This window comes from Sulfitobacter sp. HI0129, from assembly GCF_001635395.1.
Taxonomy (GTDB): Bacteria; Pseudomonadota; Alphaproteobacteria; order Rhodobacterales; family Rhodobacteraceae; genus Sulfitobacter.
This window is the reverse complement of record NZ_LWGH01000063.1, coordinates 1-327: the sequence shown is the minus strand read 5'-3', so window position 1 is coordinate 327 and position 327 is coordinate 1. Positions and strand designations below refer to the sequence as shown.

At 55.0% G+C, this 327-nt stretch carries 1 protein-coding gene; it reads left to right on the top strand.

Annotated features, from left to right (window positions below; genetic code table 11):
- Positions 1–163: 163 nt before the first annotated feature.
- Positions 164–327, top strand: a 164-nt coding sequence (locus A3764_RS24420) for a GlsB/YeaQ/YmgE family stress response membrane protein (protein WP_150122018.1), incomplete at its 3' end; no start/stop codon positions are given.

The following is a 327-nucleotide window of genomic DNA, read 5'->3' as shown; positions in this document are numbered from 1 at the left end:
CATCGTGAAGCGGGTGGACGAACGGACGCGGTCGAAGACCTCGATCAACGAATTGCTGCGCGATTGACGCAAAGCGGAAATTTGTTGACCGTTTCGGTGGCATGGCGGAACATTCGGTAACGCATCGGGTTATCCGTGCGACATATCGAAGGGAGAATTTGTCATGACAGGTTTGGGTTGGTTCGCAGCCATCATCGTTGGCGGCATCGCCGGCTGGATCGCAGAGAAGATCATGAAATCAGACATGGGGCTGATCATGAATATCGTTCTCGGCATCCTTGGCGCGGTCGTGGCAAACTTCTTGCTCACGCTGATCACCGGCGGCAC